Raw genomic sequence first — 20,867 nt, forward strand, 5'->3', positions numbered from 1 at the left:
AACATACGCCCACCCCGGCGGGAGCGCCAGCCCCACCGCTACGCTTGGGCCATGACGACGTTCTTCCTCGCTCGCCACGGCGAGACCGTCTGGCACGCGGACCACCGTTACGCGGGCAACTCCGACGTCGCCCTCACCCGGCACGGGCTCGGCCAGGCGGCGGCCCTCGGCGCCTGGGCGGTCGACGCCCGGCTCGACGCGATCGTCGCCTCGCCGCTCAGCCGGGCGCAGCGGTCGGCGGCCCCCTCCGTCGAGACGACGGGGCTCGAGCTCCGCACCGAACCCCGGCTCGTCGAGATCGACTTCGGCGTCGCCGAGGGGCTCACGCCCGACGAGCTGGCCGAACGGTTCCCGGCCGAGTGGGCGGCGTTCTGCCGCGCGCCCGCGTCGAGCCCGTTCCCCGGCGGCGAGTCCGGTCGCGGGGGGGGCGCCCGGGTGATGCCCGCGCTCGACGAGCTCGTGGCGGAGTTCCCCGACGGGCGGGTGCTGATCGTCGCGCACGCGACCCTCATCCGGCTGCTGTTCTGCGAGCTCGCCGGCATGGACCCCGACGGCTACCGCGACCTGCTGCCCGTGCTCGGCAACTGCAACGTCACGACGATCGTCTACCCCTGGTCGATGGAGTCCAGCACGAGGCATCCGACCCATCCGCGGATGCGCCTGCTCGGCTTCGACGTCCCGCCCGACCGCGCCGCCACCTGAGCCGCCCCTCAGTCGACGGCGAAGCGCTCGTCGAGCCAGGCGACGAGATCGGCGCGCACCTCTTCGCGGTTCGTCTCGTTGAAGATCTCGTGCCGCGCGCCCGCGTAGACGATGAGCTCCACATCGACGAGCCCCGAGCGCTCGACGTACGCCTCGGCGAGCCGGCGGGCGCTCTCCTCGCCGCCGAGCGGATCGTCGTCGCCGACCATGATGAGCAGCGGCAGCTCCTTCGGCAGATTCCGCGCCGGGCGGCCGAGGAGCCGCGCGGCGTCGGCGAGCCCGAAGAGCTTCTGCAGCGAGACGTCGGTGGTGTACGGGTCTGCCATGAACGCCTCGGCGACGGCGCGGTCGCGCGAGAGCCACTCGACCGTCGTCGGACCGAGGTGCGCGTGCCGCTTGTTGAGGTCGCCGCCGTTCATGTGCCGGAGCGTGCGGAACGCGGTGCCGGTGAGCACGACCCCGTCGTAGCGCTCGGCGTGCCGGTTCACGATGATCTGCCCCATCAGCGAGCCCCAGGAGTGCCCGAGGTAGACGAGCGGCAGCTCGTAGCCCTCGGTCTCACGGATCACGTCGGTGAACTGCTCGACGGCCGCGATCGTGGCCCGGAGCCCGCCGGGACCGAGTCGCCCCATGCGGGTGAGGTCGCCGCCGTGCTGCTCGAATCCCGTCTTGCCGTGACCGCGGTGGTCGTCGGCCCAGACCGAGTAGCCGGCGGCGTTCAGCGCCTCGATGAGCTCGGCGTAGCGGCCGATGTGCTCGCCGACGCCGTGCGCGAGCTGGATCACCGCGTGCGCATCGGGCACCCGCCACGACTCGTAGTGGATCCGGACGCCGTGCGAGTCGGTGAAGGTCGCCATGCGCTCATCATGGCAGGCGGGCCCCGTCGGTGCACGGGTGCCGATCCGCGGGGCGGTCGCCGCGCAATTTACTTAGCGACACTAATTTGTTAGGCTAACGATCATGACGGATGCCGCGACCAGCACCGCCTCGACCGACGCACGCCGCCCCGAGGCATCCCGTCGCCGCACCCTCGCCGAGCAGTCGACCGAGCTGCGCATCGCGATCATGCGGCTGTCGCGCCGCCTCCGCCAGGAGCGCAGCGACACCGAGATCAGCGGCTCGCAGTTCTCCACCCTCGGCTGGATCCACAGCGAGGGGCCGCTCACCATCGGCCGGCTCGCCGAGCTCGAGCGGGTCACCGCGCCGTCGATGAACCGCACCGTGAACTGCCTCGTCGACGCCGGCTACGCCGAGCGCTCGAGCGCCCCCGACGACGGCCGCAAGGTGCTCGTCACGGTGACCGAGGCGGGCTCGCGCGTGGTGCTCGAGACCCGCAAGCGGCGCGACGCGTGGATCGCGAAGCGCTACGCCGCCCTCAGCCCCGACGAGCGAGAGACGCTCGCCCGCGCCACGACGATCCTCGGGAGGCTCATCGACCAGTGAGTGCCATGTTCCGTTCCCTCGCCCACGTCAACTACCGCATCTGGTTCATCGGCGCCCTCGTGTCGAACATCGGCGCGTGGATGCAGGCCACCGCCCAGAACTGGGTCGTCCTCACCGAGCTCAGCGACAACGACGCCTTCGCCGTCGGCATCACGATGGCCCTGCAGTTCGCCCCGCAGCTCCTGCTCGTGCCCGTCACCGGCCTGATCGCCGACCGCTTCGACCGCCGCAAGATCCTCGTCGTGACGCAGTCCTCGATGATGCTGCTCGGCCTCGCGCTCGGCCTGCTGCTCATCTTCGGCCACGCCGAGCTGTGGCACCTCTACATCTTCGCCGGCCTCCTCGGCATCGTGAACGCCGTCGACAACCCGGCCAGGCAGACCTTCGTGACCGACCTCGTCGCGAGCTCCGACATGTCGAACGCCGTCGCACTGAACTCCGCGTCGTTCAACACGGCCCGCCTCATCGGCCCGGCCGTCGCCGGCATCCTCATCGTGCTCGTCGGCTCCGGCTGGGTCTTCATGATCAACGCCGCCACCTTCATCGCGGTGCTCGCGGCGCTCGCGATGCTCCGCGGTCGCAAGCTCAAGCGGATGCCCCGGGCGCCCCGCGAGCGCGGCGCCTTCATCGCCGGCTTCCGCTACGTCTGGAGCCGGCCCGACCTCGTCGTCGTCTTCGTCATCGTGTTCCTCGTCGGCGCGTTCGGCATGAACTTCCCGATCTTCTCCTCGACGATGGCGGTCGAGTTCGGCCGGGGCGCGGGCGAGTACGGCCTGCTCAACTCGATCCTCGCGATCGGCTCCCTTGCGGGCGCCCTCCTCGCCGCGCGCCGCGAGCGCGCCCGGATGCGCATCATCATCGTCGCCGCGGCGGGCTTCGGCGTCGCCGCCCTGCTCGCGGCCGTGATGCCCGAGTTCGGCTGGTTCGCGGCCTCCACCGTGCTCATCGGCTTCGCCGCCGTTACGCTGCTCACGACGGCGAACGGCTACGTGCAGACCACGACCGAGCCCGTGCTGCGCGGCCGGGTACTCGCGCTGTATTTCGCGATCCTCTCGGGCGGGACCCCGATCGGCGCCCCGATCGTCGGCGCCGTGGCGAACAGCTGGGGCCCGCGCTGGGGTCTCGGGGTCGCCGCGATCGCCGCGGGGGTCGCCGCTCTCATCGGGCTCGGCTGGCTGGTCGTGTCGCGCGGCATGCGCGTGGTGCGGCATCCGGAGCGGCGCTGGGCGGCGTCCGTGAGCTTCGAGGAGCCGCCGACCGCGGCGATCGCCGTGGTGCCGACGTCGGCCATCCCGGCGGTGCGCACCGAGGCGGTGCCGGTCGTGCCGGCCGAGGCGCTCCAGGTGCCCACCGAGGCGAGTCCCATCGCGGATGCCTCGGACTCGGCCGTCCCGCCGGGCGCCGCGCCGCGCCGCGGCCTGTTCGCCGGCGCCCGCCGGGCCCGGGCCGCCCGGCCGAGGTAGCGCCCGCCCGCACTCCCTCTCTCTCCCTCTCCTCCTCTCCGTCGCCCCGCGGGAGGAGATTGTCGCCCCGGGAGGCCTCCGTCGCGCGAGTCATCCTCCCGCGGCGCGAATCTCCTCCCGGAGAGACGGGGAAGGGGCCGGGGAGCAGGAGCAGCCCGGGGAGCAGGAGCAGCCCGGGGGCAGGGAAGGGAAGCCGGGGCCCGGGGCCCGGGGCCCGGGGCTAGATGACGCCGAGCGAGAGCATCGCGTCGGCCACCCGCGTGAAGCCGGCGATGTTCGCGCCGACCACATAGTCGCCGGGGGCGCCGTACTCCTCCGCCGTCGCAGCGGTGCGCTCGTGGATCGCCTCCATGATCTCAGCGAGCCGCTGCTCGGTGTGCTCGAAGCTCCACGAGTCGCGCGAGGCGTTCTGCTGCATCTCGAGCGCGCTCGTCGCGACGCCGCCCGCGTTCGCCGCCTTACCCGGCCCGAACAGCACGCCCGCCTCGCGGAACACCCGCACCGCGCCCGGCGTCGCGGGCATGTTCGCGCCCTCGGCGACGGCGACGAGGCCGTTCGCGACGAGCTTCGCCGCCTGCGCCTCGCTGAGCTCGTTCTGGGTCGCGCAGGGCAGGGCGACGTGGATCGGCTCGTCGCTCTCGATGTCCCACACGGATGCTCCGGGCAGGAAGCGGGCGCGGCCGCCGCGCTCCTCGGCGTACACCGCGATGCGCTCGCGGCGGCGCTCCTTCACGTCGCGCAGGAGCGCGAGGTCGATGCCGTCGGGGTCGTGGATGGCGCCGGAGGAGTCGGATGCGCCGACCACGACGCCGCCGAGCTCGACGACCTTCTCGATCGCGTAGATCGCGACGTTGCCCGAGCCCGAGACGAGCGCGCGGGCGCCGTCGAAGGAGCGGCCGCGGGTCGCGAGCATGTGCTGGGTGAAGTACACCGCGCCGTAGCCGGTGGCCTCGGTGCGCACGAGCGATCCGCCCCAGGTGAGGCCCTTGCCGGTGAGCACGCCGGACTCGTACTGGTTCGTCATCCGCTTGTACTGGCCGAACAGGTAGCCGATCTCACGGCCGCCGACGCCGATGTCGCCCGCGGGGACGTCGCGGTACTCGCCGACGTGGCGCGACAGCTCCGTCATGAACGACTGGCAGAAGCGCATGATCTCGCCCTCGGACTTGCCCTTGGGGTCGAAGTCGCTGCCGCCCTTGCCGCCGCCGATCGGCATGCCGGTCAGGGCGTTCTTGAAGATCTGCTCGAAGCCGAGGAACTTGACGGTGCCGAGCCCGACGGTCGGGTGGAAGCGCAGGCCGCCCTTGTACGGGCCGAGCGCCGAGTTGAACTGCACGCGGAAGCCGCGGTTGATGCGCACCCGGTTCGCGTCGTCGACCCACGGCACCCGGAAGATGATCTGCCGCTCGGGCTCGCAGATGCGCTCGAGGATCGAGGCCTGCACGTACTGCGGGTTCCGCTCGAGCACCCGGTCGAGGGAGCCGAAGACCTCGCGGACGGCCTGGTGGAACTCGGGCTCGCCGGGGTTCCGGGCCAGGATCTCGTCGTAGACGTCGTCGATCAGATTCGGGGTCGCGGGCACGCGGAACTCCTTCGGACTTGGCGGACGGGAAGCGCAGGGGCGGGGCCGATGCGGGGTCGCCGGGCGACGCGCCGTTGCGTGCGGGCTGGGTCCACCATAGCCAGCCGGAGCGGAGACTCCGCAACTGTGACGAGCTCGGCGCCGAGGGCTAGTGCCCGTGCGCGAGCTGCTGCAGGAGCACGACGCCGGCGCCGAGGGCGACGAGGATGCCGAGGGCGAGGACCTGCTTCCACCAGGCGATCCGCGTGCGCCGCACCGCCGCGTAGCCGATGACGCCGAGGGTCGCGAGGTAGACGATGCTCGAGATGCGCAGCGCCGGTTCGAGCTCCATCACCCCGGCCCAGGCGAGCGCGAGCAGGATGAGCGGCACGCCGGCGGAGGCGAGCGCGGTGCCGGAGACGCGCACCATTCGCGCGGCCTCGGCCCGGTCCGGGAACGCCTCGTGCACCGCGAGATGGGCGATCACGTCGGCCACGAAGCCGGCCGCCGTGATCGCGACGATGCCGACGAGCAGCGTCAGGGTCGCACGCGCCGCGTCGAGGTGCGCGACGTTGGAGTGCTGCACCAGCACGATGGCGAGGCCGGTGAAGGTCGCGTACACGCGCTCCTTCAGGGCATCCGCCCGCTCCTCGCTCGCCCGATCGGACCTGGCCATGCGCCCCAAGCTAGCAGCGGGCGCGCGCCCCGCGCGCTCCTGCGGGTGCACGGCGGCTCTGGAAGGATGGCGGCATGAGCGACGCGCGACTCACGGTGACCGTGCCCGGCGAGACCCTGCTCCGAGCCCTCGAGGCCACGCCGGGCGGCATTCCGGCGGGAGCCGAGGTGCTCGTCTGGGGGCTGGACTCGCCGCCGCCCGCTCCGCGGCTCGATCTCGTCGTGCCGCCGTACATGGATGCCGCCGAGAAGGTCGACGCCCTCGCCGGCGTCGAGTGCCGGCTGGTGCAGTCGCAGTCGATCGGCTACGACGACCTCGTCGGGGTGCTCCCGCCCGGGCACGTCCTCGCGAACGCGGCGAGCGTGCACGAACCCTCGACCGCCGAGCTCGCGGTCGGCCTGATGATCGCGGCGCAGCGCGGCATCCCGGAGTTCGTCCGCGCCGCCGACGAGGGCCGCTGGGCGCCCGTGCGCCGGGCCAGTCTCGCCGACCGGCGGGCGCTGCTCCTCGGCGTCGGCGGGGTGGGCCGCGCGATCGAGGACCGGCTCGCCCCCTTCGAGGTCGAGCTCACCCGCGTCGCGAGCCGCGCGCGCGATGACGAACGCGGCCACGTGCACGGCATTGACGAGCTGCCGGCGCTGCTGCCCTCGGCCGAGATCGTCGTCGTCGGCGTGCCGCTCACCGAGGCGACGACGGGGCTCGTCGACGCCGACTTCCTCGCCGCGCTCCCGGACGGGGCGCTCGTCGTGAACGTCGCCCGGGGCAAGGTCGCCGACACCGACGCGATCCTCGCCGAGGCCCGCAGCGGGCGCCTCCGCTTCGCGCTCGATGTCGTCGACCCCGAGCCGCTGCCCGACGGGCACCCGCTCTTCGCGCTCCCGAACGTGCTGATCACGCCGCACGTCGGCGGCGCCTCCTCGGCGATGATGCCGCGGATGGCCCGGCTGCTGCGCGAGCAGATCGAGCGGATGCTGGCCGGCGAGGAGCCGCGCAACATCGTCTTCCGGAGCTGAGCCGCCGCGGCATCCGCCCGCACCCGGCATCCGCCCGCACGCGGCATCCGCCCCGCCCCGACCCGTCTCGCAGCACCGCCCCGTCTCGCAGCACCGACCGAGAGGACCGCATGCCCGCCTTCGACCACGCCCTCGACTGGACCCGCCGCCACGTCCGGAGCGGCGCCCTGCCCACCGCGGTGCTCGGCGTCGCCGACGCCTCGGGCGTCGTCGCGCTCGAGGCCTTCGGCGAGGCATCCGCCGACGACCACTACCCGCTGTTCTCGATCACGAAGCCGCTCGTCGGCCTCGCCGCGCTCGAACTGGTCGAGCAGGGCCGGCTCGCCACCACGACGCCGCTCGGCGCGGCGCTCCCCGGCTTCCGTCGCGCCGAGGAGGTGCAGCTGCGCCACCTCGTGAGCCACAGCTCCGGCATCGTCGAGGCGCCCATGGACCAGCCGGAGCTCCGCCGCACCCTGCTCGCCGCCGACTCCGACTTCGCCCCGGGCACGGCGACCCGCTACTCGACCCTCGCCTTCGAGGGCGTCGCCGCGCTCATCGAGCACGCGAGCGGGGAGCCGTGGGAGCGACGGGTGCTCGAGCTGACCCGACGCGCGGGGGCCGACGGGGTCACCTTCGACCACGAGTCCACCCGCCACGCGCCCGTCGACGCCGCGGCGTTCGGGCTCGACTGGGAGCGGTTCTCGACGCTCCGGCATCCGGGCGCCGGCGCGTTCGCCCGCGCGAGCGACCTGCTCGCGCTCGGCTCGTCGCTGCTGCGGAACGACGGGCGCACCGTCTCCCCGCTCGCCGTCGAGGCGATGCGCCGGCCGCTCACCGAGGGGCTCACGAAGCTCGAGCCGTTCACCGAGGACCGCGGACAGGAGTGGGGCTTCGCGTGGAATCTGCTCGTCCGCGCGCCGGGGCTGCTCGCCCGCGACACCTTCGGCCACGCGGGCTGGGCCGGCACGCAGTTCTGGATCACTCCGTCCCTCGGCGTCTGCTTCGTGCTGCTCACGAACCGCCCCGACCCGGCGCAGTTCGGCATCGTGATCGATGAGCTGCAGAACGCCGTCGGCGGCGCTGCATCGCGTCGCGCGCTCGACTGAGTCGTCCGCCGGGCTTCGCGGGCGGGCGGATGCCTCGACGACCGGCCCGGGTCAGCGGCGGCGCGTCGAGCCCGGGCCGTAGATGATGATGCCGGCGATCGGGATCAGCAGGAACCAGATCCACGACCAGGTGTAGCTGCCGTACGTCCCCGAGAGGAAGAAGAGCGCGAGCGCAGCGAACGGCACCAGCGCCATGATCGTCGCACCGACGGCCCCGCCGAGCGGACGGACGCCCCGTCCGCCGCCGTACTCGTCGGCATCCGCCCGGCCGGCGCTCGGCTGGGCGTACGGCTGCTGCGCGCTCGGCTGCTGCGCGTAGGCGCGCTCACCGTAGGCCGGCGCCTCGCCGGGCGGCAGATCAGCGAAGAGCGGCACCAGGTCGGCACGGGTGACGGCGCGTCGGGCGGCCGCCGAGCGTTCGCCGAACTCCTCGGGGGTGATGCGCCCGGCGAGCTGCGCCGCCGAGAGCCGGTCGACCGCGGCCTCCCGCTCGGCGGTGCTCAGCCGCTCCTCGGGCCGGTCTGGGTGCGCGTAGTCGTTCACGGGGTCACTCTCCCGCACTCGCCGCCCCGCGTCGACCCCCTTTCCCGGCGTCCTTCCCCATGCGCAACTCAGGAACCCCCGGGCACGACTCAGGAACCGCGTCCGCGTCATCCCCGGAATCCCGGGGCACGGCGGCGCCGCGCGAGACCGAGCGCCAGGACGTTCCTGAGTTGTGAAGAGGGCGAAGCGGATGCCGGCGCCGCCGCCTCAGCGGGTCCAGGTGCCGAGGCCGGTGGTGTCGTAGAAGTTCAGCGTCATCGTGTCGCCGCCCGCGCCGCTCGAGGCATCCCCGCCCGAGGCATCCGCGCCGCCGAGCACGAACGCGGCCGAGGAGCGCGACCCGATCGGGGCGTTCTCGCCGCCGGGATCGAAGGCGAAGACGTCGCCGTGCCACGGTTCGAGTTCGAGCGTCGTCGCCCCGTCCTTGCCGAGCCGCACCACGAGCCCGCCCGAACCATCGGCCGCGGCCTCCACCACGGCCGGGCCGTAGTACGGGTTCTGCCAGGTGCCCGTGTACTCGGCGAGCGGCCCGGGCGGGGCCGGAGTGGCCGGTCGGTCCTCGCCGGCGAGGTCGCCCTGCGGCTCGAAGGAATGGCCGAGCGCCTGCCCGTACGCCTCGAGCCAGTCCCGCGTGGGCTCGCCGTACTGCACCCGGTCGAGGAACTCGGAGACGATCGCCTCCGCCGCCCCCACGGGCGCGCCGTTCGTGAGGGCGACGACGCCGAGGTCGAGCGCCGGGACGAGCTGGAAGTTGGTGCCCGCACCGAGGAGGAACGCGCCCGAGTGCCCGAGCGTCACCCGCCCGCTCGGCTGCGTGCCGACGTTGAAGCCGTAGCCGTAGAAGCCGGCGCGGGCGTCGGGCACGGGCGGCACGCCCGTCGCGATCTCGGGCGCGATCGCCGGCGCCAGGGCGGACGGCGCGATCAGCTCCTCGCCGGCGAACGTCCCGTCGCCGAGCAGGAGGGACATCCACTTGGCCAGGTCGACGACGTTCGAGCTGACGCCGCCCGCGGGCGACTGGGCGTCGGGCTTCCGCTCGTACAGCGGCGCGAACTCGCCGTCGCCGGTCCTCGCGTGCAGGGTCGCCCGGTTGTCGCGGGCGAGGAAGTCCGCGTAGCGGGAGCTCGTCGAGTCCATGTGCAGCGGGGCGTAGAGCTCCCGCTCGGAGAGCGTCTCCCAGTCGGTGCCGGCCGCGTTCGCCACGGCCTGCGCCCCCGTGGTCATGCCGAAGTTCGCGTAGTTGTAGCTGATCCGGAATGGCTGCAACGGCTGGTACCGCAGGTGGTCGAGGATGTAGGCGCGGTCGTAGCCGAGGTCCTCGAGCTCGTCGCCGGCGGCCATCGGCAGGCCGGAGCGGTGGGCGTAGAGGTCGCCGACGGTGAGGTGCTCGGTGACCCACGGGTCGGCGAGCGCGAATCCGGGCAGCAGCGGTGCGACGGGGGTGGTCCAGTCGACCACGCCCGCGCCGACCTGGCTCGCGACGACCGTGGCGCCGATCGGCTTCGACATCGACGCGATCTGGAAGACGGTGTCCTCGTCGACCGTCGCGTCCTTCCCCAGCTCGCGGACGCCGAAGCCCCGGGCGAAGAGCAGCTCGTCGCCCCGCACCACGGCGACGGCCGCGCCGGGCACGCCCGATTCCTCGAGCAGCCGCTCGACCTCGTCCGGCAGCTGCTCGAGCGCGGCGTCGAGCGCGCCGTCGGCGAGCTCGACCGCGTCCTGCGGCGGGATCTCGCCGAGCGCCGCGCGCGGCGCGTACGGCGGCGGCGCGGTGCACGCGGTGAGCGCGGTCAGCGCGGTGATCGCCGCGACGAGCGCCGCACTCCTGCCGATGGATGCCTGTCGCCGCATGCGATCCTCCCCCGATCCTGCGTGCAGCCTAGCGGCGCGGGCCGCCTCCGCCCCCTCGCGCAACTCAGGAACCCCGCGCCGGGGCGCTCCTGAGTTGTGCGGCGGGCGCGATCAGGCGGCGGGAGTGATCAGGCGGCGGGCGCGGATGCCTCGGTGAGCGCGTCGAGCTCGTCGGCGCCGAGCTCGAGCTCCGCGGAGGCGAGCAGCGCGGGCAGCTGCGCCGTCGTGCGGGCACTCGCGATCGGCGCCGCGACGGTCGACCGGCTGCGCAGCCAGGCGAGCGACACGGTCGCGACCTCCGCGCCGTGCGCGGCGGCGATCTCGTCGAGCACCGTCAGCACGGCGTGCCCGCGCGCGTCGAGGTACTCGGCCGCGCCCCCGGCGCGCACGCTCGCGCCCGGCGCCTCGAGGTCGGCCGCGGCGCGGTACTTGCCGGCGAGGAAGCCCTTCGCGAGCGAGAAGTACGGCAGCACCGCGAGCCCCTCGCGCTCGGCGCGCTCGCGCAGCCCGCCCTCGAACTCGCGCTCGACGAGGTTGTAGTGCGGCTGCAGGGCGACCGCACGGTGGAAGCCGTTCTCGGCGGTCACCCGGAACCACTCGTCGATGCGCTCGGGCGTGTAGTTCGAGATCGCGATGGCGCGCACCTTGCCCGCGTCGACGAGGGCGGAGAGCGCGCCGACGGTCTCCTCGAGCGGCACCGACTCGTCGTCGAAGTGGGCGTAGTAGAGGTCGATCCGATCGGTGCCGAGTCGCGTCAGCGAGGCATCCGCCGCGGCCCGGATGTTCGCCGCCGAGAGGCCCGCGAACTCCGGGTGGGTGCTCACCTTGCTCGCGATCGCGAGCTCGTCGCGGTCGCTGCGCCCGGCGAGCCAGCGGCCGATGATCGTCTCGCTCTCGCCGCCGGTGTGCCCGGGGACCCAGTGCGAGTACCCGTCGGCGGTGTCGATGAGCGTGCCGCCGCCGGCCGCGAAGGCGTCGAGCACCTCGAAGGACGTCGCCTCGTCGGCCGTCCAGCCGAACACGTTGCCGCCGAGGGCGAGCGGGAACGGGCGCACCTCGAGGGTCTCGGCGAGGCGGGCGAGGGCGGGGCTGACGGCGGCGGTGGCACTGGATTCGGTCATGCCTCCCGCCAACGGCGACCCCCGCGCGGGTATTCCCCGTTCAGGCGCGCGGCGTAGGCTCGCGTCATGCCGGCATCCAGCGAACCCCGCGTGGCCCTCTATTTCGACTTCGACAACATCGTCATCTCCCGCTACGACCAGCTGCACGGCGACAGCTCCTACCGCCGCGACACCTCGCGGTCGAAGTCCCCGACCGCGGGCACCAAGACCGCGGAGCGACTGCGGGAGGCCACGGTCGACGTCGACGCCGTGCTCGACTTCGCGGCGACGTTCGGCACCATCGCGATCGCCCGGGCGTACGCCGACTGGTCGGGGCACGTGAACGCGAGCTACCGCGGCCAGCTGATCGACCGGGCCGTGGACCTCGTGCAGCTCTTCCCGCTCTCCTCGACGAAGAACGGGGCCGACATCCGGCTCGCGGTCGACGCCGTGGAGGACATGTTCCGCCTCGACGACCTCACCCACATCGTGATCGTCGCGGGCGACTCCGACTACGTCGCGCTCGCGCAGAAGGCGAAGCGGCTCGGCCGCTACGTCGTCGGCATCGGCGTCGCGGGCGGCACGAGCCGGGCGCTCACCGCGGCGTGCGACGAGTACGCCGACTACGACGCCCTGCTCGCGACCGACGCGGCGGTCGGCGACGACGAGGACGAGGCGGCCACGGCCGCAGCGAGCGGCGCTCCGGAGGCGGCCACGGAGCCCGCGCAGAGCGGCTCGCGGCGACGCCGCGGCGGCGGCAAGCAGCAGGATGCCTCGGCCGGGACGGGCGGCGACGCCTCGGGCGCGGATGCCGCGGCGGATGCCGCTGCCGCCTCGGGCGAGGCCGACGAGCCGGCCGCCGCGCCTCCCCGGCGCGCCTCCTCGCGCACGCTGCAGTTCATGCCGCCGGTCGATCCCGCGGAGGAGGCGTCGGGCAGCCCGCGCAACCCCGGGCGACTGCTGCTCAAGGCGATCGAGCTGCTGCGCTCGAAGAACGACGAGGAGTGGCAGACGTCGAGCGCGGTGAAGAACCAGATGATGCGGATGGATCCGACGTTCCAGGAGCGACGACTCGGCTTCGCCTCGTTCACCGAGTTCCTGAAGTCCCGCGGCGGCGTCGTCGAGCTGGACGAGACGGGCCGGGGCCGCGTGCGGATCCGCCCGAAGAAGGGCTGAGCCGGCCCTGCGCGCCGCCCCGATCGACACTTCCCGCGCGCGCCCCGCCGCCCCGACCGACACTTCCCACGCGCCCCCCGCGCGCCCCGGCCGACACTTCCCACGCGCCCGCGCCACTTCGTGCTCGTTGCGCCACCTCTGCTGGCGCAACGCCGCTGAAGTGGCGCGTGTGTGGTCTGACCACATCTGCTAGCCTGTGGTCCGACCACAGGAGGAAGCCGTGAGCGACACCCGCGCCTGGCAGCACGTGCTCGAGCACGTCGAGTCGCGCCTGCTCGCGGGCGAGCTCGCGCCCGGCGACCGGCTCCCCGGCGAACGGGCGCTCTCGGCCGAACTCGGCGTGGGCCGCTCGAGCGTGCGCGAGGCGCTCCGCGTGCTCGAGGCGATGGGGCTCGTCCGCACCGCCACCGGCTCCGGCCCGAGCGCCGGCGCCGTCATCGTCGCGACGCCCGACGGCGGCATGCGCACGCTCATGCGCCTGCAGGTCGCCGCGCGCGGACTGCCGGTCGCCGACCTCGTCGACACCCGACTGCTGCTCGAGGGCGCCGTCGCGGAGCGCCTGGCCGAGGCATCCGCCGCCGGCTCCGGCTCCCCCGCGTCATCCGACGCCGCCGAGGCATCCGCCGCCCCCTCGCTCGCCGCGGCCGAGCGCCTGCTCGACGCGATGGACGATCCGTCGCTCGCGCCCGAGGAGTTCCTCGCGCTCGACGCCGCCTTCCACCTCGCCCTCGCCGAGGCCGCGGGCAACCAGGTCACCCTCGCGACCATGGCGGGGCTGCGCAGCGGCATCGAGGGCTACGTCGTCGCGGGCATGCAGCGCATCGCCGACTGGCCCGCCATGGCCGAGCGCCTGCGCTCCGAGCACCGCGGCGTCATCCGTTCGATCACCGACGGGGATGCCGCGGCGGCCCGCCGAGGCATCCACGACCACATCGCCGGCTACTACGCGGCGATCTCCGACCCCGCACGATAGGACCGAAACGAAATGGTGCAACGCCAGCTGCCGAACCCGCGCGAGATCTTCCAGCTCATGCGGTTCAAGACGCCGACGATGAACCCGACCGACCGCCGCCTCGAGCGCGCGCTCACCATCTGGGACCTGCGCGACATCGCGCAGCGCCGCACCCCGAAGGCGCCGTTCGACTACACCGAGGGCGCCGCCGAGGACGAGCTGTCCCTCGCCCGGGCCCGCCAGGCGTTCCAGGACGTCGAGTTCCACCCCTCGATCCTGCGGAGCGTGCCCGTCGTCGACACGAGCCGCGAGGTGCTCGGCGGTCCGAGCGCCCTGCCGTTCGGCATCGCGCCGACCGGCTTCACCCGCCTCATGCAGACCGAGGGCGAGGTCGCCGGGGCGGGCGCCGCGGGCGCGGCGGGCATCCCGTTCACCCTGTCGACGCTCGGCACCACCTCGATCGAGGGCGTGAAGGCGGCGAACCCGTCGGGGCGCAACTGGTTCCAGCTCTACGTCATGCGCGACCGCGAGATCTCCTACGAACTCACCCGGCGCGCCGCCGCCGCGGGCTTCGACACCCTCTTCTTCACCGTGGACACCCCCGTCGCGGGCGCCCGCCTCCGCGACAAGCGCAACGGCTTCTCCATCCCGCCGCAGCTCACCCTCGGCACGATCGTGAACGCCATCCCCCGCCCGGCCTGGTGGATCAACTTCCTCACCACCCCGCCGCTCGAGTTCGCCTCGCTCTCCTCGACCGGGGGCACGGTCGGCGAGCTGCTCGACTCGGCGATGGACCCGACGATCTCCTTCGACGACCTCGAGGTGATCCGTTCGATGTGGCCCGGCAAGATCGTCGTGAAGGGCGTGCAGACGCTCGAGGACGCGAAGAAGCTCGCGGGCCTCGGCGTCGACGGCATCGTGCTCTCGAACCACGGCGGGCGCCAGCTCGACCGGGCGCCCATCCCGTTCCACCTGCTGCCGAGCGTCGCGCGCGAGGTCGGCGGCGACCTCGAGGTGCACGTCGACACCGGCATCATGTCGGGCGCGGACATCGTGGCCTCGATCGCACTCGGCGCGCGCTTCACCCTCATCGGCCGGGCGTACCTGTACGGGCTGATGGCCGGCGGGCGCCGCGGTGTGGATCAGACGATCTCGATCCTCCGCACGCAGATCGAGCGCACCATGAAGCTCCTCGAGGTCTCGACGCTCGACGAGCTCGGCCCGCAGCACGTGACCCAGCTCGCCCGCCTGCAGCCCGTCGCCCGACCCGTGCAGGCCGCCGCCGAGTTCGCCGCGGAGGCGAAGCCGAAGGCGGTGCGGTCGTCGCGGCCGGCCACCAAGGCGGGTGGCGCCACCAAGGCCGGCAATGGCGCGAAGGCATCCGGCCCCGCGAAGACGGCCGCGCCCGCGAAGGCGTCGGGCGCCGCGAAGGCGTCGGGAACCCCGCGGACGCCGGCGAAGCGCGCGACGCCGAAGGCGGGCTGAGCGCCGCCTCGGCGGAGGCATCTCCTCCCGGTCCGGTAACGCTTCGGTGCCTGCTGGAAACACCCCCAGTGACGCCGGGGGGCGATCGTCGCACCATCGGGCGTCGATTCGGGAGGAACGATGAAGTTCACGAAGTTCATGCAGCGCACGGAGCGCACGGCGGCCGAGCCGCGGCGGGGGCGATGGCATCGGATGACGGCGGTCTTCGCCATCGCGCTCGGCCTCGTGGCCGGATCGGTGGTCGCGGCGGCACCGGCTCCGGCGCAGGCCGCGAACGGCGGCTACTGCTCGAAGCAGGTGATCTACTACCCGTCCGCGGGCACCTACTTCGTGGTGCCGGCCGACGCCAACTTCAACGTGCTGTGCCGCCTCGACAGCGGGGCGAACTCCGTCGCGGTGAAGGCGCTGCAGGGCGGGCTGAACAGCTCCTGCGCTGTCAGCGCGGGGCTCGCGGTGGACGGCGTGTTCGGACCGGCGACGCGGGCCGCGCTGATCCGGGCGCAGCAGAAGTTCGGGGTGACGGCCGACGGCATCTACGGGCCGAACACCGCGCGGGCCTTCAAGTGGGGCACGACGGCGGGCACCTGTCGCTCGATTCCGTGATGCGTCTCGGCTGACGAGCGCAGCCGACCGGCGAGCCACGAGACGGCCCGGCCCCGCATCGGGGCCGGGCCGTCTTCGGCTAGCGCGCCCGCTCGTACTCGGAGAGCACGACGCCGGTCTCGAAGGCCTGCGTGGCGACCTCGGTGAAGCCGCTCGGCGCGTACGGCCGCGGTCCGAACAGCGGGATACCGGCGCCGAACAACAGCGGGTACCGCTTCAGCACGAGCCGGTCGATCTCGTCGGCGAGCGCTGCGGCGAGCGCGCCGCCGCCGCAGAGCCAGATGCCCGATCCCTCCTCGGCCTTGAGTTCGCGCACGACGTCGACGGGGTCGCGACGCACGGTCTCGACGCCGTCTCCGCTCGCCTCGTGCTCCCGGCTGAACACGAGCTGCCTGAGGTGCCGGTAGGGACTGTCGACGCCGAAGGGCAGGCCGACGGCGTAGGTGTTCCAGCCCATCAGCACGGTGTCGAAGCGGCTGCGGTCCTGCGCGAGGCCGAGGGCGGCGGCCGCGTCGGTGGGGACGGTGTCGGCGAACCGCTCGTTGATCGCCGACATGTGGTCGCCCTCCACCGGGAAGGCGTCGAACTCGCCGTTCGGCCCCGCGATGAACCCGTCGAGGGTGACGGCGACGTAGTAGCTGAGTGCTCGCATCCTGCTCCATTCACAACATGTGTAGTGATTGGGAGACTACAACAGATGTCGTGGTTGCGCTAGGGTCGGAGCATGGCGAAGAACGAGGCGCGCCGACGGGCGCTCGCGGATGCCGGGCTCGAGGTCCTCGCCCGTGAGGGCTCGCGCGGGCTCACCCACCGGGCGGTGGACGACGCGGCATCCGTGCCCGCAGGGACGACCTCGAACTACTTCCGCAGTCGCGAGGCCCTCATCGGCGGGCTCGTCGATCGCATCGGCGAGCGCCTGGCGCCGAGCGAGGCCGACCTCGAGGCGCGCGCCGGCGCCGAGCCGAGCCCGGAGCTCTTCGCCGACTACCTCCGCGACATCGTCCGCCGGCTCACGACCGAGCGCGAGGTCACCCTCGCCCTCTTCGAGCTCCGGCTGGAGTCGACCCGTCGCCCCGAGCTCGCCGCGGTGCTCGGCGCCTGGCAGCGCGCCGGCTTCGAGGCCGACGTCGCGTTCAACACGGATGCCGGACTGCCGGGCGGCGCCCGCGAGATCGCCCTGTTCCACTACGCGATCGACGGGCTCCTCCTCGACCGGCTCACGAGCCCGATCGACCCCGGCACCTCCACCGACGAGGTCGTCGACGCCCTCGTCGCGGGGCTCCTCCCCCGCCGCTGAGCTCGCGCGGGGTCGCGAGCCCCGCCGACTCCACCCCGAGTTGCCCGACTTCCATGAAAATTGGGCAACTCGGGGGTGGGGCGGGCGGAGCCCGCTCAGCGGGCGGATGCCTCCCAGGCGAAGCCGTCGGGATCGCTGACCGAGCCGAGCGCACCCGTGATGACGATCCGGTGCGAGCCTGCGCCCTCGGCGGGCACTCCGGCATCCTTCGCGAGGGCGCGCCGCTTGTACAGACCGAGGCCGATGCGGCTGCCGGGGGTCTCGAACTCGACGTAGCTGCCGAAGCTCTTGCCGACGGCGATGCCGCGCTCGGTGTAGAAGCGCTTGCTCGCCGCGACGTCCTCGGCCCCGAGGAGCAGCACGATCCGGTCGAACACGGCGGCGGCGGGACGGACGTCCTTCTTCGCCGAGGTCGCGACCTTCCAGATGGTGCCGTCGGGCGCCTGCACGGTGCCGCCGTAGCCCCAGAGGGACTTCGTGAGCGGCTTCACGACGGTGGCGCCGGCGTCGAGGGCCGAGCGCACGAGCGCGTCGACGTCGCCGGGCTGGGCGGCGATGAGCGAGAGGGTGAAGCCGCGGAAGCCGCTGCTCGGAGCCTCCGCGGGCTGCACCCGCAGGCGGTCGCCGAGGCCGAAGGCGGCTGCGGCGAAGCGCTCGGCCGAGGCGACGTCGTCGGCCTGGATGACGATCAAGTCGATCGCCGGGGCGGTGGTGTGGTTCGTCTTCGTGTCCATGTCGGCCACGCTACGAGCGAGCGGATGCCCCGGGCTTCTCGATTCCTGCTCGATCCGTGCGGGCGGCGCCCGGGCCGCATCCGGGCGGCACCCGGACGACCCGGGCGCCGCCCGCGCTCGCTCACACGCGCGTCATGGTCGACGGGTAGCCGCCGCCTCCCGGGTACACCCACTCGCCGGCCATCACCCGGTCGCCGTCGGAGAAGGTGCCGCGGAAGTAGGCCGGGCTGCCCTTCGCGCCGCCCCAGATCGTGAGCGTGTCGCTGTCGAGCTCGTACACGTAGTCGAGGGTGTTGCCGAGCGAGTCGTAGAAGCGCGACACCACGTCGGTGCCGGCCGGCTCGCCGAACGGGCGGAGCGGCCCGATCACCTCGAAGCCGCTGATCCGCTGCCCGAACTGCTCGAGCTCGACGTGCTGCAGCAGGAAGAACCCGCCCGGCATCCACTCGTACCTGACGAGGCCGGGTGCGCCGCCCTCGACGCGCCACTCGCCGACCAGGCGGTCGAGCGCCCGCAGCTCCGGACTCGGCTGAGGCGCCTCGCCCGCCGACTCGCCCGTGAACTCGTTCGTCGTGTCTTCCGTCATCTCGATCTCCTCGTTCTGCTCGGCCCGGCGGAACACCGGACTCATGGAGGACGACGGAGCCGACCCTCGCGTCTCGACATGCGTCCGGGATTCTGCTCGGACGGATGTCGAGACCGACGACCCCGCTCCGTCGTAGCAGTGTCGGCCCCACCCCGGGGCCGGGATCGGATGACTCCCATGACGGTACGAACGACCACCACGGTCCCCGAGGCGACGGCGACGCGCGGCGCGGGCGGCCTCCGCGCGCTCCTGCTCGGCAGCGCCCTCGCCGGGCCGCTCTTCTACGCGGCATCCCTCGTCCAGGCCCTGCTCCGGGACGGCTACGAGCTCGGCCGCCATCCGCTCAGCCAGCTCGCCGTCGGCGAGGGAGGCTGGGTGCAGGTGCTCGCCTTCGTGATCGCCGGGCTCGGCGGGCTCGGGCTCGCCCTCGGGCTGAGCCGCGTCGGTGAGGGCCGGGTCTCGCGCCGGCTCGCAAGCGGCTTCGTCGCCGTGTTCGGGCTGGGCTTCATCGTCGCCGGCCTGTTCCCGATGGACGCGCAGCACGGCTTCCCGGCCGGCGCACCCGAGGGCGCGGTGCCGCTCTCCTGGCATGCGACGGTGCACGTGGCCGCGGCGGCGATCGCGTTCCTCGCCCTCGCGGGGGCGTGCATCGTGCTGCTCGTCCAGTCGATCCGCCGGCGGCGGGTCTGGGCTTCGATCGGACATGCGGCGACGGCCCTCGTGCTGCTCCTGCCCATGTCGCCGACCGAGTCGAGCGTGCAGATCGCGCTGACCGGGGCGATCGCGTTCACCTGGGTCACCGTGCTGGCGCTGCGGTTGCGGGCGCGGGCATGAGCCGTACCGTTGAGGCAGACGAACTGACGATGCGAAGGGGCACCGTGAAATTCCTGTTGCTGAGCTACACCCCCGCCGACTCCTGGGAGGCGGCGGAGGCCGACGTCCCGAGCCAGGAGGCCCTCGACGCCTTCGCCGCGTACCAGCGGTTCGAGGCGCGACTGCGCGAGTCGGGCGAGTTCGTCCTGAGCGAGGGCCTCGGCCATCCGGCCGTCACGACGACGGTGCGCAAGACGGAACGCGGCGTCATCGCGACCGACGGCCCGTTCGCGGAGCTGAAGGAGGTGCTCGCGAGCTTCGCGGTGATCGAGTGCTCGGGCATGGAGCGGGCGCGCGAGATCGTCGCCGAGATGGTTTCCGTCCTCGGCGAGCCGATGGAGATCAGGCCGATCATGGGCGATGACTTCGCCGCATGACCGACCCCGCGTGACGGTGCGGAGCCGCGACCGGCGCGTCGAGACGGTGCTCCGCGAGGAGGCGCCGCAGGTGCTCGGCGCACTGGTCCGCCGGTTCGGCAGGTTCGATCTCGCCGAGGACGCCACCCAGGAGGCGCTCCTCGCCGCGCACGCCGGCTGGTCGCGCGACGGGCTCCCGGCGGAGCCGCGCAGCTGGCTGATCCGGGTCGGCTATCGCAAGCTCGTCGACCTGCTCCGCTCGGAGGAGGCGGACCGCCGGCGCGAGGGCGAGTGGCTCGGCACGGATCCGCGCCGCGCGGATCCGCTGGCCGCCGCGCCGATCGCGGTCGCGCACGACGACAGTCTGGAGCTGCTCGTACTCTGCGCGCACCCCTCGCTCGCGGAGACGTCGAAGATCGCACTGACCCTGCGGGCGGTCGGCGGCCTCACGACCGCCGAGATCGCGCACGCGTTCGGTGCGTCCGAGGCGACGATGGCGACGCGGATCAGCCGCGCGAAGCAGACCCTGCGCAGGGCGGGAGCGCGGTTCGAGCTCGGCGATGAGCGAGACCTGGTCGAGCGGGTGCCGGCCGTCCGCCGCATCCTCTACCTGATCTTCAACGAGGGATACGCGGCGAGCGCCGGCGCCGAACTCCTGCGGGTCGACCTCACGGCCGAGGCGATCCGTCTCGTCCGGATCCTCGTCGCAGCGCGGCCCGACGACCTCGAGGCCCAGGGACTGCTCGCGGTGATGCTGCTGACGGAGGCGCGCAGGGACGCCCGGCAACTCGACGATCGGCTCGTCCTCCTTCCGGATCAGGATCGCTCGCTGTGGGACCGTGACCGGATCGCCGAGGGCACGGCGCTGATCGAGTCGGCGTGGCACCGGGCCGACGTCGGGCCGTTCCAGTTGCAGGCCGCGATCGCGGCGGTCCATGCGAACGCGGCGACGGCGGAGGACACCGACTGGCCGCAGATCGCCGCCCTCTACCTCTGGCTGGAGCGTCTCGAGCCGACCGGTCCGGTTCGCCTCAGCCGCGTGGTCGCGGTCGCACGGGCGTTCGGCGCACGGCGCGGCTTGGCGCTGCTCGACGAGCTCGACCGGGAGCACGGGCTCAGCGTCGAGCCGCTGACGGCGGCGCGGTCCCGCATCGTCCGCGCGCATCTGCTCGACGAGCTCGGCGAACACGAGGAGGCGCGGCTGGCCTTCGGCGCCGCGGCCGAGCTCGCGACCAACGAGGTGGAGCGGCGGTTCCTCGCCGAGCGGGCCGAGCGGGGCGGGCGGGGCGGGCGAGCCGCCGACTGATGCCCCCACCCGTCCGTCGCTTGCTCGACTGGCGTTCAGGCTCGGGGAGGAGACTGGCC

Annotated in this window: 22 protein-coding genes; 13 read left to right on the forward strand and 9 right to left on the reverse strand. The window is 73.3% G+C overall.

Going from position 1 to position 20,867, the window contains the following annotated elements:
• The first annotated feature begins 51 nt into the window (after positions 1-51).
• Positions 52-702, forward strand: coding sequence for a histidine phosphatase family protein (locus ROT00_RS12000; RefSeq protein ID WP_404775136.1), 651 nt, complete (start codon positions 52-54; stop codon positions 700-702).
• Positions 703-710: 8 nt separating this feature from the next.
• Here ROT00_RS12000 and ROT00_RS12005 read toward each other — a convergent pair whose 3' ends face one another.
• On the reverse strand, positions 711-1,559 hold the full coding sequence (locus tag ROT00_RS12005) for an alpha/beta hydrolase (protein WP_404775138.1): 849 nt from the start codon (positions 1,557-1,559) through the stop codon (positions 711-713).
• A 103-nt stretch (positions 1,560-1,662) separates the two neighbouring features.
• On the opposite strand from ROT00_RS12005, the gene ROT00_RS12010 reads away from it, so the two are divergent.
• Positions 1,663-2,145 carry a MarR family winged helix-turn-helix transcriptional regulator gene (locus tag ROT00_RS12010; RefSeq protein WP_404775139.1) on the forward strand — a complete coding sequence of 161 codons (483 nt, stop codon included), beginning with the start codon at positions 1,663-1,665 and terminating at the stop codon, positions 2,143-2,145.
• A gap of 5 nt (positions 2,146-2,150) precedes the next feature.
• Positions 2,151-3,608, forward strand: coding sequence for an MFS transporter (locus ROT00_RS12015; protein ID WP_404775141.1), 1,458 nt, complete (start codon positions 2,151-2,153; stop codon positions 3,606-3,608).
• A gap of 220 nt (positions 3,609-3,828) precedes the next feature.
• Here ROT00_RS12015 and gdhA read toward each other — a convergent pair whose 3' ends face one another.
• Both gdhA and ROT00_RS12025 read right to left on the reverse strand, forming a co-directional pair.
• The gene (gene gdhA, locus ROT00_RS12020; protein ID WP_404775143.1) at positions 3,829-5,190 is read right to left on the reverse strand and encodes an NADP-specific glutamate dehydrogenase; all 1,362 of its coding nucleotides are present in this window, start codon (positions 5,188-5,190) and stop codon (positions 3,829-3,831) included.
• Positions 5,191-5,338: 148 nt separating this feature from the next.
• Entirely contained in the window at positions 5,339-5,845 is a 507-nt protein-coding gene (locus tag ROT00_RS12025; RefSeq protein WP_404775145.1) for a hypothetical protein, read from the reverse strand.
• Positions 5,846-5,919: 74 nt separating this feature from the next.
• Between ROT00_RS12025 and ROT00_RS12030 the strand changes: the two genes are divergently transcribed.
• The gene (locus tag ROT00_RS12030; protein WP_404775146.1) at positions 5,920-6,858 is read left to right on the forward strand and encodes a 2-hydroxyacid dehydrogenase; all 939 of its coding nucleotides are present in this window, start codon (positions 5,920-5,922) and stop codon (positions 6,856-6,858) included.
• A 110-nt stretch (positions 6,859-6,968) separates the two neighbouring features.
• Positions 6,969-7,946 carry a serine hydrolase domain-containing protein gene (locus tag ROT00_RS12035; protein ID WP_404775148.1) on the forward strand — a complete coding sequence of 326 codons (978 nt, stop codon included), beginning with the start codon at positions 6,969-6,971 and terminating at the stop codon, positions 7,944-7,946.
• Between the two features lie 51 nt (positions 7,947-7,997).
• On the opposite strand, the gene ROT00_RS12040 is transcribed toward ROT00_RS12035, so the two are convergent.
• From ROT00_RS12040 to ROT00_RS12050, 3 genes are all read right to left on the reverse strand, one after another.
• Positions 7,998-8,489: a DUF1707 SHOCT-like domain-containing protein gene (locus ROT00_RS12040; protein ID WP_404775150.1), complete on the reverse strand. Its 492-nt coding sequence runs from the start codon at positions 8,487-8,489 to the stop codon at positions 7,998-8,000.
• A 207-nt stretch (positions 8,490-8,696) separates the two neighbouring features.
• A complete protein-coding gene (locus ROT00_RS12045) occupies positions 8,697-10,340 on the reverse strand; it encodes a serine hydrolase (RefSeq protein WP_404775152.1) in 1,644 nt (547 codons plus the stop codon).
• Between the two features lie 128 nt (positions 10,341-10,468).
• Positions 10,469-11,461, reverse strand: coding sequence for an aldo/keto reductase (locus tag ROT00_RS12050; RefSeq protein WP_404775154.1), 993 nt, complete (start codon positions 11,459-11,461; stop codon positions 10,469-10,471).
• Between the two features lie 66 nt (positions 11,462-11,527).
• On the opposite strand from ROT00_RS12050, the gene ROT00_RS12055 reads away from it, so the two are divergent.
• The 4 genes from ROT00_RS12055 (at position 11,528) to ROT00_RS12070 (ending at position 15,656) form a co-directional block, all read left to right on the forward strand.
• Entirely contained in the window at positions 11,528-12,616 is a 1,089-nt protein-coding gene (locus ROT00_RS12055; RefSeq protein ID WP_404775156.1) for an NYN domain-containing protein, read from the forward strand.
• A 220-nt stretch (positions 12,617-12,836) separates the two neighbouring features.
• On the forward strand, positions 12,837-13,589 hold the full coding sequence (locus ROT00_RS12060) for a FadR/GntR family transcriptional regulator (protein ID WP_404775158.1): 753 nt from the start codon (positions 12,837-12,839) through the stop codon (positions 13,587-13,589).
• Between the two features lie 12 nt (positions 13,590-13,601).
• Positions 13,602-15,053 (forward strand): alpha-hydroxy acid oxidase, encoded by a 1,452-nt coding sequence (locus ROT00_RS12065; RefSeq protein ID WP_404775160.1) that lies wholly within the window; start codon positions 13,602-13,604, stop codon positions 15,051-15,053.
• 120 nt (positions 15,054-15,173) lie between these two features.
• The gene (locus ROT00_RS12070; RefSeq protein ID WP_404775162.1) at positions 15,174-15,656 is read left to right on the forward strand and encodes a peptidoglycan-binding domain-containing protein; all 483 of its coding nucleotides are present in this window, start codon (positions 15,174-15,176) and stop codon (positions 15,654-15,656) included.
• Positions 15,657-15,735: 79 nt separating this feature from the next.
• Here ROT00_RS12070 and ROT00_RS12075 read toward each other — a convergent pair whose 3' ends face one another.
• Positions 15,736-16,308 (reverse strand): dihydrofolate reductase family protein, encoded by a 573-nt coding sequence (locus ROT00_RS12075; protein ID WP_404775164.1) that lies wholly within the window; start codon positions 16,306-16,308, stop codon positions 15,736-15,738.
• A 72-nt stretch (positions 16,309-16,380) separates the two neighbouring features.
• Here ROT00_RS12075 and ROT00_RS12080 point away from each other — a divergent pair, with 72 nt between their 5' ends.
• Entirely contained in the window at positions 16,381-16,953 is a 573-nt protein-coding gene (locus tag ROT00_RS12080; protein WP_376934347.1) for a TetR/AcrR family transcriptional regulator, read from the forward strand.
• 95 nt (positions 16,954-17,048) lie between these two features.
• Here the strand turns inward: ROT00_RS12080 and ROT00_RS12085 are convergent, their stop codons facing one another.
• The gene (locus tag ROT00_RS12085) at positions 17,049-17,687 is read right to left on the reverse strand and encodes a glyoxalase (RefSeq protein ID WP_404775165.1); all 639 of its coding nucleotides are present in this window, start codon (positions 17,685-17,687) and stop codon (positions 17,049-17,051) included.
• Positions 17,688-17,808: 121 nt separating this feature from the next.
• The gene (locus tag ROT00_RS12090; protein WP_404775167.1) at positions 17,809-18,273 is read right to left on the reverse strand and encodes a hypothetical protein; all 465 of its coding nucleotides are present in this window, start codon (positions 18,271-18,273) and stop codon (positions 17,809-17,811) included.
• Between the two features lie 177 nt (positions 18,274-18,450).
• On the opposite strand from ROT00_RS12090, the gene ROT00_RS12095 reads away from it, so the two are divergent.
• Genes ROT00_RS12095 through ROT00_RS12105 form a run of 3 tightly spaced genes read left to right on the forward strand, consistent with a single transcriptional unit; the run spans position 18,451 to position 20,808 of the window.
• Positions 18,451-19,107 (forward strand): DUF998 domain-containing protein, encoded by a 657-nt coding sequence (locus tag ROT00_RS12095; protein ID WP_404775168.1) that lies wholly within the window; start codon positions 18,451-18,453, stop codon positions 19,105-19,107.
• A gap of 44 nt (positions 19,108-19,151) precedes the next feature.
• Positions 19,152-19,523 carry a YciI family protein gene (locus ROT00_RS12100; protein WP_404775170.1) on the forward strand — a complete coding sequence of 124 codons (372 nt, stop codon included), beginning with the start codon at positions 19,152-19,154 and terminating at the stop codon, positions 19,521-19,523.
• Between the two features lie 10 nt (positions 19,524-19,533).
• Positions 19,534-20,808, forward strand: a complete 1,275-nt coding sequence (locus ROT00_RS12105) for an RNA polymerase sigma factor (protein ID WP_404775171.1) — start codon at positions 19,534-19,536, stop codon at positions 20,806-20,808.
• The last annotated feature ends 59 nt before the right edge of the window (positions 20,809-20,867 follow it).

Source organism: Agromyces mediolanus (genome assembly GCF_044917495.1).
GTDB classification, from domain to species: domain Bacteria; phylum Actinomycetota; class Actinomycetes; order Actinomycetales; family Microbacteriaceae; genus Agromyces; species Agromyces mediolanus_B.

Coding starts and splice junctions, on each gene's coding strand:
- ROT00_RS12015 (WP_404775141.1), top strand. CDS start 2,151: ATGTTCCGTTCCCTCGCCCACGTCAACTACCGCATCTGGTTCATCGGC.
- ROT00_RS12080 (WP_376934347.1), top strand. CDS start 16,381: ATGGCGAAGAACGAGGCGCGCCGACGGGCGCTCGCGGATGCCGGGCTC.
- ROT00_RS12030 (WP_404775146.1), top strand. CDS start 5,920: ATGAGCGACGCGCGACTCACGGTGACCGTGCCCGGCGAGACCCTGCTC.
- ROT00_RS12035 (WP_404775148.1), top strand. CDS start 6,969: ATGCCCGCCTTCGACCACGCCCTCGACTGGACCCGCCGCCACGTCCGG.
- ROT00_RS12090 (WP_404775167.1), bottom strand. CDS start 18,273: ATGACGGAAGACACGACGAACGAGTTCACGGGCGAGTCGGCGGGCGAG.
- ROT00_RS12075 (WP_404775164.1), bottom strand. CDS start 16,308: ATGCGAGCACTCAGCTACTACGTCGCCGTCACCCTCGACGGGTTCATC.
- ROT00_RS12085 (WP_404775165.1), bottom strand. CDS start 17,687: ATGGACACGAAGACGAACCACACCACCGCCCCGGCGATCGACTTGATC.
- ROT00_RS12000 (WP_404775136.1), top strand. CDS start 52: ATGACGACGTTCTTCCTCGCTCGCCACGGCGAGACCGTCTGGCACGCG.
- ROT00_RS12005 (WP_404775138.1), bottom strand. CDS start 1,559: ATGGCGACCTTCACCGACTCGCACGGCGTCCGGATCCACTACGAGTCG.
- ROT00_RS12065 (WP_404775160.1), top strand. CDS start 13,602: ATGGTGCAACGCCAGCTGCCGAACCCGCGCGAGATCTTCCAGCTCATG.
- ROT00_RS12070 (WP_404775162.1), top strand. CDS start 15,174: ATGAAGTTCACGAAGTTCATGCAGCGCACGGAGCGCACGGCGGCCGAG.
- ROT00_RS12045 (WP_404775152.1), bottom strand. CDS start 10,340: ATGCGGCGACAGGCATCCATCGGCAGGAGTGCGGCGCTCGTCGCGGCG.
- ROT00_RS12050 (WP_404775154.1), bottom strand. CDS start 11,461: ATGACCGAATCCAGTGCCACCGCCGCCGTCAGCCCCGCCCTCGCCCGC.
- ROT00_RS12010 (WP_404775139.1), top strand. CDS start 1,663: ATGACGGATGCCGCGACCAGCACCGCCTCGACCGACGCACGCCGCCCC.
- ROT00_RS12095 (WP_404775168.1), top strand. CDS start 18,451: ATGACGGTACGAACGACCACCACGGTCCCCGAGGCGACGGCGACGCGC.
- ROT00_RS12025 (WP_404775145.1), bottom strand. CDS start 5,845: ATGGCCAGGTCCGATCGGGCGAGCGAGGAGCGGGCGGATGCCCTGAAG.
- ROT00_RS12055 (WP_404775156.1), top strand. CDS start 11,528: ATGCCGGCATCCAGCGAACCCCGCGTGGCCCTCTATTTCGACTTCGAC.